The following is a 16,611-nucleotide window of genomic DNA, read 5'->3' on the forward strand; positions in this document are numbered from 1 at the left end:
GGGGGTTGGCGTGTGGTCTAGAGGATATTCGAATAATCCGCCTCGATCCGGTCCAGGCTCAAGTGATTGAGGAAGTTGGAGAAGCACATCCACGCCGACAGCGCGTTCATGTCGCGGAACTGTTCCGGCAGATACTTCGGTGGCACCACCAGGCCTTCATCCACCAACTGCCGCAGGGTGCGCATGTCCTCCAGCGTGGTCTTGCCGCAGAACAGCAGCGGCACCTGCTCAAGCTTGCCCTTGCGCACGGCCAACTGAATGTAGTTGTAAACCATGATAAAGCCTTTGAGGTAGGACAAGTCTTTGGTGAATGGCAGACCGGTCGGGGTCGAGCCGCGGAACACCCGGCTGGCGTTGCCGTAGCTTTCGGCCATTTCGAAGCCCTGCTCGCGGAAGAACTCGAACACCTGCAAAAAGTCCGCGCCCTCCTCGACCATGTGAATGGCGCGAGTGCGGTTGGTCAGTTTGCGCAGGCGACTCGGGTAGGAGGCGAAGGTGATGATTTCCATCAGGATCGCCAGGCCTTCCTGAGTTACCGTCGACGAGGGCGGGCCTTTGGACAGGAAGGTGCAGATCGGCTGGTTCAAGCCATTGAGCGTGGTGCCGACGTGCACCAGGCCTTCGTGGACTTCCAGTGCACGCACATCGCGGTCGTTGAACAGCGCGTCAGTGCGGATCTTGATGTAATCGGCGCCCGCCGCCGCGTCGGCAACGATGCCGTCGGACTCGAACACGCGGATGGTTTCCTCGGCCTCGCCGAACACCTTGTTCAAGCGCGTTTGCAGCAGGTGCACGGCGTCCTTGGCAGTGAGGATTTTCGGCTCGTCCTTCAGGTCGCCACGGCCGTCGATGTTGTTCAGGTAATCGGACATCATCAGGCCGAGGTCGGCCAGGGTCGGGTCGCCGGCGTGGAACGCATCGGAGGCGGCGCCGTAGAGTTCCTGGGAGATCAGGCCGAAATCCTCGGTGCCGCGCGCTTCAAGCATGCGCACCACCATCCGGTATTCCTTGCACATGCGCCGCATGATCTGCCCGACCGGGTTGAACTGACCGAGCTGGCGGGTGATGTCGCGCTCGATATTCTGGAATTCCAGTTTGACCTTGCTCGAATCGAAGGACAGCGGTCGATTGAGGTAGTAGTCGCGATCCACCGCCGGCATTTCCTTGCCCTTGGCCTTGAGAAAGCCCTTGCGGATGTTCTCGTCCCATTTCACCGCATCGAGGACGCGGATCGGTGTCTGCGCCAGCACAATGCGATCGGACAGCGTGCGTATCGTCTGCTGGTAATCGTCCACCCGAAACTCCTGTAGAAAACGTGACGTACTGAATTATTTGGCGCGGGCCTGGCGCTGATAGCGCGCGGCCTCGACGAACACATCGGAATTAGCCGGATCGTCGAGGTAAGCAAAGACTTTGTCGAGGCGGCTGTCGACCTGCACGCCGTCACCATCGTCTTCGGTCTGGAAAGACTGGCCGTCGAGGGCTTGCTGCTTGATCGCCTGATTGATCTGCTCGAGGTCGAGGTTGTACACCACCAGCTCGTGTTTGTCGGTCAGTTCGAAACCGGCAATGGTGTACTGCCCGCCATAACGCGCCGGCACTTTCGCCGACAGGTACCAGCGACTGCCATGGTGCGACACGGTAAACGGATACGCCTCGCGCTCGTGGGGTCTGGCCTTGAACCAGGTGACGGCCTGATAGCGATCGGGGCCGACCCGGGTCAACTCAAGGTTCATCGGCTCGCCCCAGGCATTGGTGCTCGCCCATTTGCCCAGCAGCCCCTTGGGCGCCGGCTCGCTGGCGGGCAGCGGGTCCTTGAAGGTCACCAGACAACCGCTGAGCAGCAGGAACGACAAGGCGATCAGCACGCCACGCCAGGCTTTCATTCAACACTCCCTATGAATACACGGCCCTGAGATCGCCATATTCCCCCTGTGGGAGCGAGCCTGCTCGCGAAAGCGGGGTGTCAACCAACAGAGATGTTGAAGGTCAGACCGCCTTCGCGAGCAGGCTCGCTCCCACAGGGTAAAGCAACAGAGGCTTACACCGACGCGAGCACCAAGTGCATATACCGCGTCAGAATCCCGAGCATGTCCTGTTCGGCCAAAGGCTCGGCTTCGTTGAGCAGGCCCTGATATTCCATCCGTCCGATAATCGCCGTCAACACTTTGGCATCCTGCTGCGGTTCGCGCGAGCCCAGCACCTGGAACAACTGGCAGGTGCCCTGCAGCAGAATCTGCTGATGAGAGCGCACCAGATCCGCCAGACGCGGGTTGAGCAGCGCTTCCTGGCGGAACGCCTGCTCGGCCATCAGATGCTCGCGACGGTTGACCAGTTGCCGGTGCACATAGTCGGCCATCAGCCGTGCGATATCGTCCGCCAGTTGCGAGCGCGACGCGGGGCTGCCGTCGCCACTGACCACCATCTCGCGCAGCAGGCCTTCGTTGTTGTTCCACAGCTTGGCCATGTAGGCCGCGCTGCGTTCGACGTATTGGGCAAAGGTATCGGTGAGCAGGTCATCGATGTCCTTGAAGTAATAGGTGGTGGCCGACAGCGGCACGCCGGCCTCCGCGGCCACGGCCCGGTGGCGCACGGCGCGCACGCCGTCCCGCACGACAATGCGCATTGCCGCGTCGAGAATGTCCTGTCGACGCTGCTCACTGCCCTGTCGGCTGGCCTTGCGGCCCTGGTACTGAACACTTTCAGCGACCGCAGTGGCGATACCCGCTGCACCTTCTTGAGCGATTGCAACCATCACGACTGGACTTCCTCTGCTATTGCAAAATTAACCAATTGATACATTTGTACCAGACAGGCAATAAAAAGCCGCCTGTTTTAGGCGGCTTTTTAACTGAAACGTTTACGCTTGCGGTCGCATGTGCGGGAACAGGATCACATCGCGGATCGACGGCGAGTTGGTCAGCAACATCACCAGACGGTCGATGCCGATACCTTCACCGGCCGTTGGCGGCATGCCGTACTCCAGCGCACGCACGAAGTCGGCGTCGTAGTGCATGGCTTCGTCGTCGCCGGCGTCCTTGTCGGCCACCTGCGCCATGAAGCGCTCGGCCTGGTCTTCCGCGTCGTTCAACTCGGAATAGGCGTTGGCGATTTCACGGCCGCCGATGAACAGCTCGAAACGGTCGGTGACGTTCGGGTTCTCGTCGTTGCGACGGGCCAGCGGCGACACTTCGAACGGGTACTGAGTGATGAAGTGCGGCTGCTCCAGCTTGTGCTCGACCAGCTCTTCGAAAATCATCACCTGCAGCTTGCCCAGACCTTCGAAGCCCAGCACCTTGGCGCCGGCCTTCTTGGCGATGGCGCGAGCCTTGTCGATGTCGTTCAGGTCGTCTGCGGTCAGCTCAGGGTTGTACTTGAGGATCGAGTCGAACACCGACAGGCGGGCGAACGGCTCGCCGAAGTGGAATACCTTGTCGCCGTACGGCACGTCGGTGCTGCCCAGTACCAGCTGCGCCAGTTCACGGAACAGTTCTTCGGTCAGGTCCATGTTGTCTTCGTAGTCGGCGTAAGCCTGGTAGAACTCCAACATGGTGAATTCCGGGTTGTGACGCGTCGAAACACCTTCGTTACGGAAGTTGCGGTTGATTTCGAACACTTTCTCGAAACCACCCACCACCAGACGCTTGAGGTACAGCTCAGGGGCGATACGCAGGAACATTTCCATGTCCAGCGCGTTGTGGTGGGTTTCAAACGGCTTGGCTGCGGCGCCGCCAGGGATGGTCTGCAGCATCGGCGTTTCGACTTCGAGGAAGTCGCGCTTCATCAGGAAGCTGCGGATGTGCGCGATCACTTGCGAACGCACGCGGAAGGTCTGGCGCACGTCTTCGTTGACGATCAGGTCAACGTAACGCTGACGGTAGCGCTGTTCGGTGTCGGTCAGGCCGTGGTGCTTGTCCGGCAGCGGGCGCAGCGACTTGGTCAGCAGGCGCACGTGGGTCATTTCGACGTACAGGTCGCCCTTGCCGGAACGCGCCAGGGTGCCTTCAGCGGCAATGATGTCGCCCATGTCCCAGGTCTTGACGGCGGCCAGGGTGTCTTCGGACAGGGTTTTACGGTTGACGTAGACCTGGATGCGACCGGTCATGTCCTGGATCACCATGAACGAGCCACGGTTGAGCATGATGCGACCGGCAACCTTGACCGGGATTGCAGCCTCGGCCAGCTCTTCCTTGGTCTTGTCCGCGTATTGCTTCTGCAGATCTTCGCAGTAGTTTTCGCGGCGGAAGTCGTTCGGGAAAGCGTTGCCCTTGGCGCGCTCGGCAGCCAGCTTTTCCTTGCGCAGGGCGATCAGGGAGTTTTCTTCCTGTTGCAGGGCTTGCGGGTCGAGTTGTTGGTCGCTCATGTCTTTAGATATTCCATCAGGTTCGTTGCCCCCGGGCCTGGCGGCCCGGGAATCGCCAGCAGGGCTGGCTCCTACAGGGATCGCATTGCATCAGCGATCCTGTGTGCGTCTTTTACAGCCCCGATTTCAGGCTGGCTTCCAGGTATTCGTCGATGTCGCCGTCGAGCACCTTGTCGCAGTCGCTGCGTTCGATGTTGGTGCGCAGATCCTTGATCCGCGACGCATCAAGCACGTAAGAGCGGATCTGGTGACCCCAGCCGATGTCCGACTTGGTGTCTTCCAGCGCTTGCGACGCGGCGTTGCGTTTCTGCATTTCCTGCTCGTACAACTTGGCCCGCAGCATTTTCATGGCGGTGTCCTTGTTGGCGTGCTGGGAACGTTCGTTCTGGCAGCTGACCACGGTGTTGGTCGGTACGTGGGTGATACGTACGGCCGAGTCGGTGGTGTTTACGTGCTGACCACCGGCACCGGAGGAACGATAGGTGTCGATCCGCAGGTCTGCCGGGTTGATCTCGATTTCCACCTTGTCATCGATCTCGGGCGAGACGAACACCGCAGAGAACGAGGTGTGGCGACGGTTGCCGGAGTCGAACGGGCTCTTGCGCACCAGACGGTGCACGCCGATCTCGGTGCGCAGCCAGCCAAAGGCGTATTCGCCCTTGATGTGCACGGTCGCACCTTTGATACCGGCGACTTCACCGGCCGACAGTTCCATGATGGTCGCGTCGAAACCGCGTTTGTCAGCCCAGCGCAGGTACATGCGCAGCAGGATGTTGGCCCAGTCCTGGGCCTCGGTACCGCCGGAGCCAGCCTGGATGTCCAGGTAGGCGTTGTTCGGGTCCATCTCGTGGCTGAACATGCGACGGAATTCAAGCTTGGCGAGGCTTTCCTCGAGACGGGCCAGCTCGGCGACAACATCGCCCACTGCGCCTTCGTCGTTTTCTTCGACGGCCATGTCCAGCAAGTCGCGGCAATCGGCCAGACCGGCGTTCAGTTCGTCGAGGGTGTCGACGATCTGCGCCAGCGCCGAGCGCTCGCGGCCCAGTTCCTGGGCGTATTCAGGTTTGTTCCAGACACTCGGATCTTCAAGCTCGCGATTGACTTCGGTCAGACGCTCATGCTTTTGATCGTAGTCAAAGATACCCCCGAATAGTTTCGGAGCGCTCGGACAGGTCCTTGATGGTGTTCAGGATCGGGTTGATTTCCATGACGGGCAGCACTCGTTGGCGAACTTTTGAAAGCCGGCGAGTATAACGTAAACAGGCTGTGACGGCAGCCCGTCTGGCGGGGCGAATCGCGCAATCTCAAACTGTAGGAGCTGCCGCAGGCTGCGATCTTTTGATCTTCAAAAAACAAAATCAAAAGATCGCAGCCTGCGGCAGCTCCTGCAGGGGATGGCGGCGCTTATTCGATACCGACCTGATTCCGCCCATTGTTCTTCGCCTGATACAACCCGCGATCCGCCGCCGAGATCAGCAGCCGGCAGTCACTGCCCGCCTGCGGCACCATGGTCGCCAGACCGATGCTGATGGTCAGGCTCGCCCCTTCGCTCGGGGTGTTGTGCGGGATTTTCAGCGCCGCCACGGTCTGGCGTAGTTTCTCCGCCACCAGCCGCGCGCCGCCCGGCGAGGTGTTCGGCAGCACCAGGGCGAACTCCTCACCGCCGTAGCGCGCCGGCAGGTCCGACGGCCGGGCGCTGGCGTCGCGGATCGCCGTGGCCACCTTGCGCAGCGCCTCGTCGCCCTCGACATGGCCGAAGCTGTCGTTGTACGACTTGAAGTAATCAACATCGATCATCAGCAGCGACAACTGGCTCTGATCGCGCATCGAGCGACGCCACTCCAGTTCCAGGTATTCGTCGAAGTGCCGGCGATTGGACAGTCCGGTCAGGCCGTCGGAGTTCATCAGGCGTTGCAGCACCAGGTTGGTGTCGAGCAACTGCTGCTGGCTGACCCGCAACGCGCGATAAGCCGCGTCCCGTTGCAACAGGGTCATGTAGGAGCGCGAATGATAGCGGATGCGCGCCACCAGTTCGATGGTGTCCGGCAGTTTCACCAGATAATCGTTGGCCCCGGCGGAAAACGCCGCGCTCTTGATCAGCGGGTCCTCCTTGGTCGAGAGCACGATGATCGGGATGTCCTTGGTGGCCGGGTGATTGCGGTATTCGCGCACCAGGCTCAGGCCATCGAGGCCGGGCATCACCAGGTCCTGCAAAATCACCGTCGGCTTGATCCGTACCGCCTGGGCGATGGCCTGATGCGGGTCGGAGCAGAAGTGGAAGTCGATGTTCTCTTCGTTCGACAGCCCACGGCGCACGGCTTCGCCGATCATCGCCTGATCGTCCACCAACAACACCATGGCGGCGTTTTCGTCGGTTTTAATGTCGTCGATCTGTAAGTCATTCATGGGCGGTCACCTGAATACTGCGGGGGCCAGGATTGCGGAAAAACCTGTTCATTTGGGGAAAACCTCCAGCAACCGTGGCGCTATCTTTTCCAGTGGACGGATTTCGACAGCCGCATCGATCGCCGCTGCGGCCTTGGGCATGCCGTACACCGCACTGCTTTGCTGGTCCTGCGCGATGGTCAAATAACCCTGCTGGCGCATGAGCTTAAGCCCTTGCGCCCCGTCGCGTCCCATCCCGGTCAATAAAACCCCGATGGCATCGCCGTTCCAATAACTGGCGACGCTTTCGAAAAACACGTCGATCGACGGTCGGTAAATCTCGTTGACCGGCTCGGCGGTGTAGGCCAGCGTGCCGTTTTTCAATAAGCGAATATGGTGATTGGTGCCGGCCAGCAGCACCGCGCCGGCCTGCGGCGGCTCGCCTTCGCGGGCCAGGCGCACGTCCAGGCCGCTGGCGCTGGCGAGCCATTCGGCCATGCCGGCAGCGAACACCTGATCAACGTGCTGCACCAGCACGATGGCGGCCGAAAAATCACGCGGCAGGCCTTTGAGCAACACCTCCAGCGCCGCCGGCCCGCCGGCAGACGAGCCGATCGCCACCAGCCGCTTGCATGAACCGGAGCTGCGCGGCGGCGCGTGTACCGGGCGCGTGCGGCTGGTCTTCTCGCCAATCAGCCAGCCGATGTTGAGGATCTTGCGCAACAACGGCGCCGCCGCCTCCTGCGCATTACCGGCACCGAGCGCCGGGGTGTCGACCACGTCCAGTGCACCGTGGCCCATGGCTTCGAAGACGCGGTGCACGTTTTGCTGCCGATCCACCGTGACGATGACGATGGCGCACGGGGTCTCGGCCATGATCCGGCGGGTGGCCTCGACGCCGTCCATCACCGGCATGATCAAGTCCATCAGGATCAGGTCCGGGGTATTTTCGGCGCACCGTTGTACCGCCTCGGCGCCATCTCTGGCGACCCAGACCACTTGATGCGCCGGATCGAAGGCCAGCGCCCGGCGCAGCGCCTCCACCGCCAGGGGCATGTCGTTGACGATTGCGATTTTCATGCCCGCGCTCCTCCAATGAGCTCAACCACTGCATCAAGCAGGGCGTCGTCATGAAAACTGGCCTTGGCTAAATAATAGTCCGCCCCGGCATCCAGTCCACGACGGCGATCTTCTTCACGATCCTTGTACGAAACCACCATCACCGGCAGCGATTGCAGACGGTTGTCACGGCGCAACAGGGTAACCAGTTCGATGCCGTCCATGCGCGGCATGTCGATGTCGGTGATCAGCAAATCGAAGTCCTCCGAACGCAACGCGTTCCAACCATCCATGCCGTCCACCGCGACCGCCACGTCATAGCCGCGATTGAGCAGCAGCTTGCGTTGCAACTCGCGCACGGTGAGCGAATCATCGACCACCAGAATCCGTTTGCGCGCGACCTCGGCGGCCTGATTGCCGTGCCGCGCGATGCGCTCCAGGCGCCCGGTATTGAGCAGTTTGTCCACCGAGCGCAGCATGTCTTCGACGTCGACGATCAACACCACCGAACCGTCGTCGAGCAGTGCCCCGGCGGAAATGTCCTGAACCTTGCCCAGCCGCTCATCCAGCGGCAGCACCACCAGCGTGCGCTCGCCGACAAACCGCTCGACCGCCACGCCGTAGATCGCGTCGCGCTCACGGATCACCACGACCTTGAGGGTTTCGCCGCTGCTCTGGCTCGCCGGGCGATTGAGCAACTGGCTGGCGGCGACCAGCCCGACATGCCGGCCCTCATGCCAGAAATGCTGGCGGCCCTCGACCTGGACGATGTCCTGCGGCTGCAGATCGCACATGCGCTCGATGTGCGCCAGCGGAAAGGCGTAGGCCTCCTCGCCGACTTCCACCACCAGACTGCGCACCACCGACAGGGTCAGCGGCACTTCGAGATGAAAGCGACTGCCCTCGCCCGCCGTCTGCTCCAGCACCACCGCACCGCGCAGTTGCCGCACCATGTGTTGCACCGCGTCGAGGCCGACACCACGCCCGGACACTTCGGTGACCGTGTCGCGCAGGCTGAAGCCCGGCAGAAAGAGGAACGTCAGCAGCTCTTCTTCGCTCAACTGCGCCGCTGTTTCGGCTGGCGACAGCTGACGCTCGACAATGCTGCGGCGGACCTTTTCCAGGTCGACACCATTGCCGTCATCGCTCAGTTCCAGCACCAGCAAACCGGCCTGGTGCGAGGCGCGCAGGCGGATCAGGCCTTCTTCGGACTTGCCCATGAGCAGGCGTTGTTCCGGGGTTTCGATGCCATGGTCGACCGCGTTGCGCAGCAGATGAGTCAGCGGCGCTTCAAGCTTTTCCAGCACGTCGCGATCGACCTGAGTCTTCTCGCCTTCAATCTCCAGCCGCACCTGTTTGCCGAGGCTGCGCCCGAGATCCCGGACCATGCGCACCTGCCCGGTGAGCACATCGGCAAACGGGCGCATCCGGCAGGCCAGCGCGGTGTCGTAGAGCACCTGCGCGCGCTGGCTGGCTTGCCAGGCGAACTCGTCCAGTTCGGCGTTTTTCTCCGCGAGCAACTGCTGGGATTCGGCCAGCAGGCGCCGCGCATCTTCGAGGGCTTCCTGGGCTTCGAGGCTCAGCGCATGTTCCTTGAGATGCACATTGAGGCTTTCCAGCGCCCGCAGGCCGTTGTTCTGCATGCGCTTGAGGCGCTGCATGGTCGCCAGATGCGGCTTGAGGCGCTGGGTTTCGACCAGCGATTTGCTCGACAGGTCGAGCAGGCTGTTCAGGCGCTCGGCGGTGACCCGCAGCACGCGCTCGCCACCTTCGGTGGTGCGTTTGTTCTTGCGCGGGGCCGAGTCGGAGGATTCCGGCGGAGTATCGAGCGCCGGCATGGGCATTGGCGCCGGGGTTTCAATCGGTGCAGGGGCCTGCAACTGCAATTCGGCCATGGGTGGCGCGGCGACCGCAGGCGGCGCCGATGGATCGAGCAGACGCCCCATCAACGCCACGTACGCTTCGATATCCGGCGCTTGCGGGGCATTGGCCGGGGTGGCGATGCGCATCAGCAGATCGGTGCCCTGCAACAACGCATCGATGTGTTCCGGACGCAGCAACAACCGCCCTTCCTGAGCGCTGACCAGACAATCTTCCATCACATGGGCAACGCTGACGCCGCTGTCGATGCCGACGATCCGCGCCGCACCCTTGAGCGAGTGCGCCGCGCGCATGCACGACTCCAGTTGATCGGCCTGGGTCGGGTTGCGCTCCAGCGCCAGCAGCCCGCTGCTGAGAACCTGGGTCTGGGCCTCGGCTTCGAGGCTGAACAGCTCCAGCAGCGAGGCGTCGCGCATTTGCTCGGGGGTCATGTGAGGCTCCGGGTCACGGCGGACAGCAACTGTTCTTCATCCAGCCAACGCAGGCTGCGCCCCCGAAATTGCAGGACACCACGGGTGTATTTGGCGCTGGCCGTGCTGTTGTGTTCGCCACCGGCGCGTGATGCGGCGTCGAGAATGCGTTCGTCGATGGCATGGATGCCGTCGACCTCATCCACCGGCACCACCACCGGCCCGCCGCGGGCGGCAATGATCAGCATGCGCGGCATGATCCGCGCGCCAGTGGCCGGTGCGGCGTTGCCGTCAAGGTCGAGCAATTCGACCAGCGACAGGCACGCCACCAACGCCCCGCGCACGTTCGCCACACCGAGCAAGGCCCGCGAGCGCTGGTGCGGCAACGAGTGAATCGCCTGCAGCGGCGCCACCTCCACCAGGCTGCGGGTCGCCAGCCCCAGCCACTCTTCACCGAGGCGGAACATCAGCAGCGAACGGGTTTTAACATCAGTTTCAACCGCAATGGCGACCGGGTCGCGTTCGTCCTGCTGCAACGCATAACGGTCGAGCAGGCGCGTGGCGGCGGCGGAATACACCGCGCAGTTGCGGCAATGAATATGCTCGGCCAGCAATGGGCAGGACTTGTCGCCGTGAATGCCGATGCGGTTCCAGCAATCATCGATGGCCCGGGCGTCTTCATGGGTGACGTTCAAGGTGTCGGACGGGATCATCGTTTACGCTCACTGTCGGCGGTGCGGCCGCTGCGTGCGGCGCGCTCCTGCAATCGTCTGGCACCGGCGCTGTCACCCTGGGCCTGGAGCAGCGCGGCCAGGTGCATCAACGCTTCGGGGTGTTGCGGCTCAAGGTACAAGGCCTTGCGGTAATAACCCTGGGCTTCGAGCGCGGAGCCGGCCACGTCACTGAGCAGGCCGAGCCAGTAGAACACCTGCGCCACCGGTGGGTGGCTGCGCAGGTATTGTTCGCACGCCGCACGGGCCTCGGCGCTTTTGCCTTCGTTGGCCAGCGCAGCGATGTGGGCCAGCAGGGTCGCGGCGTCCGGGTTGGCACTTTTGCTGCTGGCAGGCGCCGGCGCGACGCTGGCGAACGGACGCGGGCGCACCGGTGGCGGTGGCGGCGGACTGCGCAACGGCTGGCGCACCGGTAACGGCGTGGGCGTCGGCAGTGCCACGGGTTCGGGCAGCGGCTCAGCGTGGCGGCTGAACGCGAACGACTGCGGGATGCCGATCGAACGCATGCCCAGACGCCCGAGCAGACTGCCCTCGGCCGGGCCGATAAACAGCACCCCGTCAACGTGAGTCAGGCGCTTGAGCACCGCAAACACTTGCTGCTGGGTAGGCTGATCGAAATAGATCAGCAGGTTGCGGCAGAACACAAAGTCGAACGGCGGCTCGCTGGCCAGCAGCGTCGGATCCAGCACGTTGCCGACCTGCAAGCGCACCTGCTCGCGCACCGCCTCGTTGACGCGATGCCCATCCTGTTCCGCGCTGAAGTGCCGCTCGCGAAAGTCCAGGTCCTGGCCGCGAAACGAGTTCTTGCCGTACAGCGCCCGCCGCGCCTTGTCCACCGACAGCGGGCTGACGTCCATACCATCGACCTTGAACTGATGCGGCTTGAGCCCGGCATCGAGCAAGGCCATGGCAATCGAATAGGGTTCTTCACCGGTGGAACACGGCAGGCTGAGGATGCGCAGCGCGCGCATATTGTTCAGTTCGCCCAGCCGTTTGCACGCCAGTTTGCCCAGCGTGGCGAAGGATTCCGGGTAACGGAAAAACCAGGTTTCAGGAACGATCACCGCTTCGATCAGCGCCTGCTGTTCGTCCCGCGAGCCTTGCAGCAACTGCCAGTATTCGTCGCTGTGCGCGGCCTGCGAGAGCGTCGTGCGCTGACGCACCGCACGCTCGATGATCGCCGGCCCGACCGAAGTGACATCCAGGCCGATGCGTTCCTTGAGGAAATCGAAAAAACGTTGGTCGCTGCTCATGACTGCGCCTCAAGCGGCGCGGGGAACAACAGATTGCGCACGGCGTCATCCAGCAGATCGTTGACTCGCACCCACTGCACCAGCCCCTGAGCGTCCTCACGCACCGGACCGAGGTACGGCGCCTGCCGATTGTCCAGGCCATAAGGCTGAAAATCCTCGGGATGGCAGCGCAGGGTGTCGGTCGCCTGCTCAAGGATCAGCCCGAGCCAGCGCGGCGGCTGCAGCTCATCCGGGCGGTAATGCACCAACACCAGTCGGGTGCTGGTGCGCTCCTGGGCGGGATGGCCGAAGGTCAGCGCACTGAGGTCGATCACCGGCACCACCGAACCACGATAGGCAAACACTCCGGCCACCCACTTCGGTGCCTGGGCGATCGGCTTCAGCGGCAGACGCGGCAAGACCTCGGCCACTTCCGTGGCGCGCAAGGCATAGCGCTCCTTACCAATGCGAAACAGCAGGAACAACGCCTGCTTCGCCACCGGCGCAGCGCTGCGTTTGGCGGTGATTTCGCTCATCAGACTTTGAATCGCGAAACGCCGCTGCGCAGCCCGACGGCCACCTGGCTCAGTTCGTCGATGGCGAAACTGGCCTGACGCAACGACTCGACGGTCTGGCTGCTGGCGTCGCCCAGTTGCACCAGCGCATGGTTGATCTGTTCGGCACCGGTGGCCTGGGCCTGCATGCCTTCGTTGACCATCAGCACCCGCGGCGCCAGCGCCTGTACCTGATGGATGATCTGCGACAGCTGCTCGCCGACCTGTTGCACTTCGGCCATGCCGCGGCGCACTTCTTCGGAGAACTTGTCCATGCCCATCACGCCGGCAGACACCGCCGACTGGATCTCGCGGACCATCTGTTCAATGTCATACGTGGCGACGGCGGTCTGGTCCGCCAGACGTCGCACTTCCGTGGCGACCACGGCAAAACCACGGCCGTATTCGCCGGCCTTCTCGGCTTCGATCGCGGCGTTGAGCGACAGCAGGTTGGTCTGGTCGGCGACCTTGACGATGGTCACCACCACCTGATTGATGTTGCCGGCCTTCTCGTTGAGGATCGCCAGTTTGGCGTTGACCAGATCGGCCGCGCCCATCACCGAGTGCATGGTGTCTTCCATGCGCGCCAGACCTTGCTGGCCGGAGCCGGCGAGCACCGAGGCCTGATCAGCAGCGGTGGACACTTCGGTCATGGTGCGCACCAGATCCCGCGAGGTGGCAGCGATTTCCCGCGAGGTCGCACCGATCTCGGTGGTGGTGGCGGCGGTTTCGGTGGCGGTGGCCTGTTGCTGCTTGGAGGTCGCAGCGATCTCGGTCACCGAAGTGGTCACCTGCACCGATGAGCGCTGGGCCTGGGACACCAGCGAGGTCAGTTCGGTCATCATGTCGTTGAAGCCGGTTTCCACCGCGCCGAACTCGTCCTTGCGGTCCAGATTCAGACGGCTGCTCAAATCGCCGGTGCGCATGATTTCGAGGATCTTCACGATGCGGTTCATCGGCGCCATGATCGCGCGCATCAGCAGCAAGCCGCAGGCACCGGCCGCCAGCACAGCCACCAGCAGCGAGACAAACATGCTGACCTTGGCCGCCGCCACCGCCTCGTCGATATTGGCCATGGCCTGATCAGCGACCCGCTTGTTCTCGCCAATGATGTCGTTGAGTTTCATGCGACCGGTGTACCAGGCCGGGGTCAGCTTCTCTGTGAACAGCTTGATCGCTTCGGCTTCCAAATTGCGCTTGTGCAGATCGAGCACTTGATCCTGGATCTGCATGTACGTGTCGTGATCCTTCTCGAACGCGGCGAACTCGACACGGTCCTCGTCGGTGGTCACGGTGTTGCGGTAGTTGGCCATCTGCTCTTGCAGACGGTTCTCGAACGCCTTGTAGTCCGCCGCGTCTTCGCTGCTGATGCCCTGCCCTTCCTTGAGGCCCAGCAGTTCCTGGGTCTGCAGATAGCTGTCGACCCACGCACCGCGAATCATCGAGCTGTAATAGACGCCGGGAACCGCGTCGTCACGCACGCTGCTTTCACTGGCCTCGATCTTCAGCAACCGCGAATAAGAGACGACGACCATCAGCAACATGATGGCGATAATCACCGCAAAGCTCGCCAAAATGCGTTGGCGCAACGTCCAGTTCTTCACAGTGAGTCCTCGTGCGTAAGTCGAAATGCGGGGAGTATAGCCGAGGGCGGTGTTTCATTTATAAGACGCTTTTTAACCCTCGGGCCCACCCGACGTGGTTTGCGGGAAGGCTCTGGGGTGGGACTGTCCGACAATCCGGGGCTGGCGTGCCAGTGATGGAGTGGCAAAAAGGGGCGGCGGATCGGTCATTTGGAAGCAGCCTACATTTCACCAAACAATGGCAATGCGCCTTTATGCGCAACTTTTTGCGCACTTAATCGCTGCTTTATCCCTACTTGAATCGCTACAGCCCTCATGTACCGGGGCCCGTAGCCGAGTGCGCAACTTCTTGCACACCACTGCGCAAGAAGTTGCGCACTTTTAGCCTGAATTCGGCATGAAACATATTGAAACATCCATTTATCAGCAGTTTCACCCCGTATTTCCGGCAGTCTCAACAAACCTGGCACGCTCCTTGATAACAGTCAGGCACCCACCGGGCGATTCCGCCTCCCGGGCACCCTAAATTTATCCGCAAGGAGAGCACCCCATGGCAACACCAGCGTACATGTCGGTTACCGGCGAAAAACAAGGCCTGATCACTGCCGGCGCCTTCACCGCCGACTCCGTTGGCAACACCTACCAGGAAGGCCACGAAGACCAGGTTATGGTTCAGGCTTTCAGCCACGACGTGATCATCCCGCGTGACCCACAATCCGGTCAGCCAACCGGTCAGCGCGTTCACAAGCCAGTGATCATCACCAAGGTCTACGACAAGGCTTCGCCTCTGCTGCAAGCCGCTCTGACCTCCGGCGAGCGCATGAGCGAAATCGTTATCCAGTGGTACCGTACTTCTGCTCAAGGTACCCAAGAGCACTACTACACCACCAAACTGGAAGACGCGATCATCGTCGCCATCAACAACAAAATGCACAACTGCCAGGATCCAGGCAACTCGCACTTCACCCACCTGGAAGAAGTGCAGTTCACCTACCGTAAAATCACCTGGACCCACGAAGTATCCGGTACTTCGGGTTCCGATGACTGGCGTGCTCCAGTCGTTTAATTACGGCTGATCGTTACAAGCATCGACCAGCCCTGCTGGTCGATGTTGTTTACGCCCCTCCAGAATTTCGCGTGCGTTGATCCGCCTGGCGGTAGTCGACGAACGCCGCTGTACAGCACGAGGAACAAGGGATGTTCGCGCCGGCCAATGAAACCCACTTTGCCCTGACCATCGAAGGGCTCTCCGCCGATTTTCAGGTATTCACCCTGACCGGCCGGGAAGCCATCAGCCAGCCTTTTGTGTTTGAGGTGGAGCTGGTCAGTGAGCATCCGTCGCTGGACCTCGAAACCCTGCTGCACAAACCGGCCTTCCTGCAGCTGTCGCCCGATGGCAGCGGCATCCACGGCCAGATCTATCGCGCCGCGCAAGGTGACTCGGGCAAACGCCTGACCCGTTATTCGGTGACCCTGCGCCCGCAATTGTCGTACCTGGCGCACCGCGTCAACCAACGCATCTTCCAGAACCTCACGGTGCCGAAAATCATCGGCATGGTCCTCGAAGAGCACGGCATCCAGAGCAACGCCTACGAATTCAAGACCGGTTCCATCTATCCCGAGCGCATCTACTGCGTGCAATACGATGAATCGGACCTGCATTTCATCCAGCGCCTGTGCGAGGAAGAAGGTATCCACTACCACTTCCAGCACAGCGCCACGGCGCACAAGCTGGTGTTCGGCGATGACCAGACGGTATTTCCGAAACTCAAGCCAGTGGCCTACCAGCAAGACTCCGGCATGGTCGCCAGCAACCCGGTGATCAAGCGCTTCGACCTGCGCCTGGAAACCCGCACCAGCCGCACCACGCGCCGCGACTACGACTTCGAAAAACCGCGCCTGACGCTGGAAAGCGAAAACCGTGGCGACGCCCTGCCCGACCTCGAAGACTACGACTACCCAGGCCGTTTCATCGACCGCGAGCGCGGCAAGCACCTGGCCAAACGCGCCCTCGAACGCCACCGCAGCGACTTCCAGCTCGCCGAAGGCAAGAGCGACCAGCCACTGCTCGTCAGCGGCCATTTCCTCGCCCTGACCGAGCACCCGAAGGCCAAGTGGAACGACCTGTGGCTGCTGACCGAAGTCCTGCACGAAGGCAAGCAGCCGCAAGTGCTGGAAGAATCGGTGACCAGCGACACCACCGCGCTGAAAGACGATTTCCATCAGGGCTACCGCAACCGTTTTCAGGCGACCCCGTGGGACGTGCCGAACCGTCCACCGCTGCGCCACCCGAAACCGCGCATCCTCGGCAGTCAGAGCGCCGTGGTGACCGGCCCCAAAGGCGAAGAGATCCACTGCGACCAGTACGGCCGGGTCAAAGTGCAATTCCACTGGGACCGCGAAGGCCAGGCTG

14 protein-coding genes are annotated in these 16,611 nt (G+C 62.0%); 2 read left to right on the plus strand and 12 right to left on the minus strand.

Going from position 1 to position 16,611, the window contains the following annotated elements; genetic code table 11:
• Positions 1-17 precede the first annotated feature (17 nt).
• The 12 genes from J5M57_RS27160 to J5M57_RS27215 form a co-directional block, all read right to left on the minus strand.
• On the minus strand, positions 18-1,295 hold the full coding sequence (locus tag J5M57_RS27160; RefSeq protein ID WP_003222055.1) for a flavohemoglobin expression-modulating QEGLA motif protein: 1,278 nt from the start codon (positions 1,293-1,295) through the stop codon (positions 18-20).
• Between the two features lie 33 nt (positions 1,296-1,328).
• A complete protein-coding gene (locus J5M57_RS27165; RefSeq protein WP_207847352.1) occupies positions 1,329-1,886 on the minus strand; it encodes a hypothetical protein in 558 nt (185 codons plus the stop codon).
• Positions 1,887-2,041: 155 nt separating this feature from the next.
• Positions 2,042-2,755, minus strand: coding sequence for a TetR family transcriptional regulator (locus J5M57_RS27170; RefSeq protein ID WP_064586150.1), 714 nt, complete (start codon positions 2,753-2,755; stop codon positions 2,042-2,044).
• 105 nt (positions 2,756-2,860) lie between these two features.
• Positions 2,861-4,363, minus strand: a complete 1,503-nt coding sequence (lysS, locus tag J5M57_RS27175; RefSeq protein WP_064586149.1) for a lysine--tRNA ligase — start codon at positions 4,361-4,363, stop codon at positions 2,861-2,863.
• 112 nt (positions 4,364-4,475) lie between these two features.
• Positions 4,476-5,571, minus strand: a protein-coding gene (prfB, locus tag J5M57_RS27180; protein ID WP_099093329.1) for a peptide chain release factor 2 whose coding sequence is annotated in 2 segments (ribosomal slippage) — positions 4,476-5,498 and positions 5,500-5,571 — 1,095 coding nt in all. Because the reading frame shifts where the segments join, the coding sequence is not laid out codon by codon here.
• Between the two features lie 196 nt (positions 5,572-5,767).
• On the minus strand, positions 5,768-6,769 hold the full coding sequence (locus tag J5M57_RS27185; protein WP_064586148.1) for a PleD family two-component system response regulator: 1,002 nt from the start codon (positions 6,767-6,769) through the stop codon (positions 5,768-5,770).
• 48 nt (positions 6,770-6,817) lie between these two features.
• On the minus strand, positions 6,818-7,828 hold the full coding sequence (locus J5M57_RS27190; RefSeq protein WP_207847353.1) for a chemotaxis response regulator protein-glutamate methylesterase: 1,011 nt from the start codon (positions 7,826-7,828) through the stop codon (positions 6,818-6,820).
• Positions 7,825-10,119: a hybrid sensor histidine kinase/response regulator gene (locus J5M57_RS27195; RefSeq protein WP_207847360.1), complete on the minus strand. Its 2,295-nt coding sequence runs from the start codon at positions 10,117-10,119 to the stop codon at positions 7,825-7,827. The genes J5M57_RS27190 and J5M57_RS27195 overlap by 4 nt, the downstream gene beginning before the upstream one ends.
• Positions 10,116-10,811, minus strand: a complete 696-nt coding sequence (locus J5M57_RS27200; protein ID WP_064586145.1) for a chemotaxis protein CheW — start codon at positions 10,809-10,811, stop codon at positions 10,116-10,118. The genes J5M57_RS27195 and J5M57_RS27200 overlap by 4 nt, the downstream gene beginning before the upstream one ends.
• Positions 10,808-12,082, minus strand: coding sequence for a protein-glutamate O-methyltransferase CheR (locus J5M57_RS27205; protein ID WP_083366902.1), 1,275 nt, complete (start codon positions 12,080-12,082; stop codon positions 10,808-10,810). The genes J5M57_RS27200 and J5M57_RS27205 overlap by 4 nt, the downstream gene beginning before the upstream one ends.
• Positions 12,079-12,597 carry a chemotaxis protein CheW gene (locus tag J5M57_RS27210; RefSeq protein WP_207847363.1) on the minus strand — a complete coding sequence of 173 codons (519 nt, stop codon included), beginning with the start codon at positions 12,595-12,597 and terminating at the stop codon, positions 12,079-12,081. Before J5M57_RS27210 ends, J5M57_RS27205 begins: the two co-directional genes overlap by 4 nt.
• Positions 12,597-14,219, minus strand: a complete 1,623-nt coding sequence (locus J5M57_RS27215) for a methyl-accepting chemotaxis protein (protein ID WP_169841244.1) — start codon at positions 14,217-14,219, stop codon at positions 12,597-12,599. The genes J5M57_RS27210 and J5M57_RS27215 overlap by 1 nt, the downstream gene beginning before the upstream one ends.
• A gap of 529 nt (positions 14,220-14,748) precedes the next feature.
• On the opposite strand from J5M57_RS27215, the gene J5M57_RS27220 reads away from it, so the two are divergent.
• Positions 14,749-15,264: an Hcp family type VI secretion system effector gene (locus tag J5M57_RS27220; RefSeq protein ID WP_003226246.1), complete on the plus strand. Its 516-nt coding sequence runs from the start codon at positions 14,749-14,751 to the stop codon at positions 15,262-15,264.
• A gap of 131 nt (positions 15,265-15,395) precedes the next feature.
• On the plus strand, positions 15,396-16,611 hold a 1,216-nt coding region (gene tssI / locus J5M57_RS27225; RefSeq protein ID WP_207872030.1), incomplete at its 3' end, for a type VI secretion system tip protein TssI/VgrG.

This window comes from Pseudomonas sp. 86_A (assembly GCF_017491705.1).
GTDB classification, from domain to species: Bacteria; Pseudomonadota; Gammaproteobacteria; order Pseudomonadales; family Pseudomonadaceae; genus Aquipseudomonas; species Aquipseudomonas koreensis.

Excerpts from the sequence above, each read along its gene's own strand:
- J5M57_RS27165 (WP_207847352.1), bottom strand. The coding sequence starts at position 1,886 with ATGAAAGCCTGGCGTGGCGTGCTGATCGCCTTGTCGTTCCTGCTGCTC.
- J5M57_RS27190 (WP_207847353.1), bottom strand. The coding sequence starts at position 7,828 with ATGAAAATCGCAATCGTCAACGACATGCCCCTGGCGGTGGAGGCGCTG.
- J5M57_RS27200 (WP_064586145.1), bottom strand. The coding sequence starts at position 10,811 with ATGATCCCGTCCGACACCTTGAACGTCACCCATGAAGACGCCCGGGCC.
- J5M57_RS27195 (WP_207847360.1), bottom strand. The coding sequence starts at position 10,119 with ATGACCCCCGAGCAAATGCGCGACGCCTCGCTGCTGGAGCTGTTCAGC.
- J5M57_RS27185 (WP_064586148.1), bottom strand. The coding sequence starts at position 6,769 with ATGAATGACTTACAGATCGACGACATTAAAACCGACGAAAACGCCGCC.
- J5M57_RS27220 (WP_003226246.1), top strand. The coding sequence starts at position 14,749 with ATGGCAACACCAGCGTACATGTCGGTTACCGGCGAAAAACAAGGCCTG.
- J5M57_RS27170 (WP_064586150.1), bottom strand. The coding sequence starts at position 2,755 with ATGGTTGCAATCGCTCAAGAAGGTGCAGCGGGTATCGCCACTGCGGTC.
- lysS (WP_064586149.1), bottom strand. The coding sequence starts at position 4,363 with ATGAGCGACCAACAACTCGACCCGCAAGCCCTGCAACAGGAAGAAAAC.
- J5M57_RS27205 (WP_083366902.1), bottom strand. The coding sequence starts at position 12,082 with ATGAGCAGCGACCAACGTTTTTTCGATTTCCTCAAGGAACGCATCGGC.
- J5M57_RS27210 (WP_207847363.1), bottom strand. The coding sequence starts at position 12,597 with ATGAGCGAAATCACCGCCAAACGCAGCGCTGCGCCGGTGGCGAAGCAG.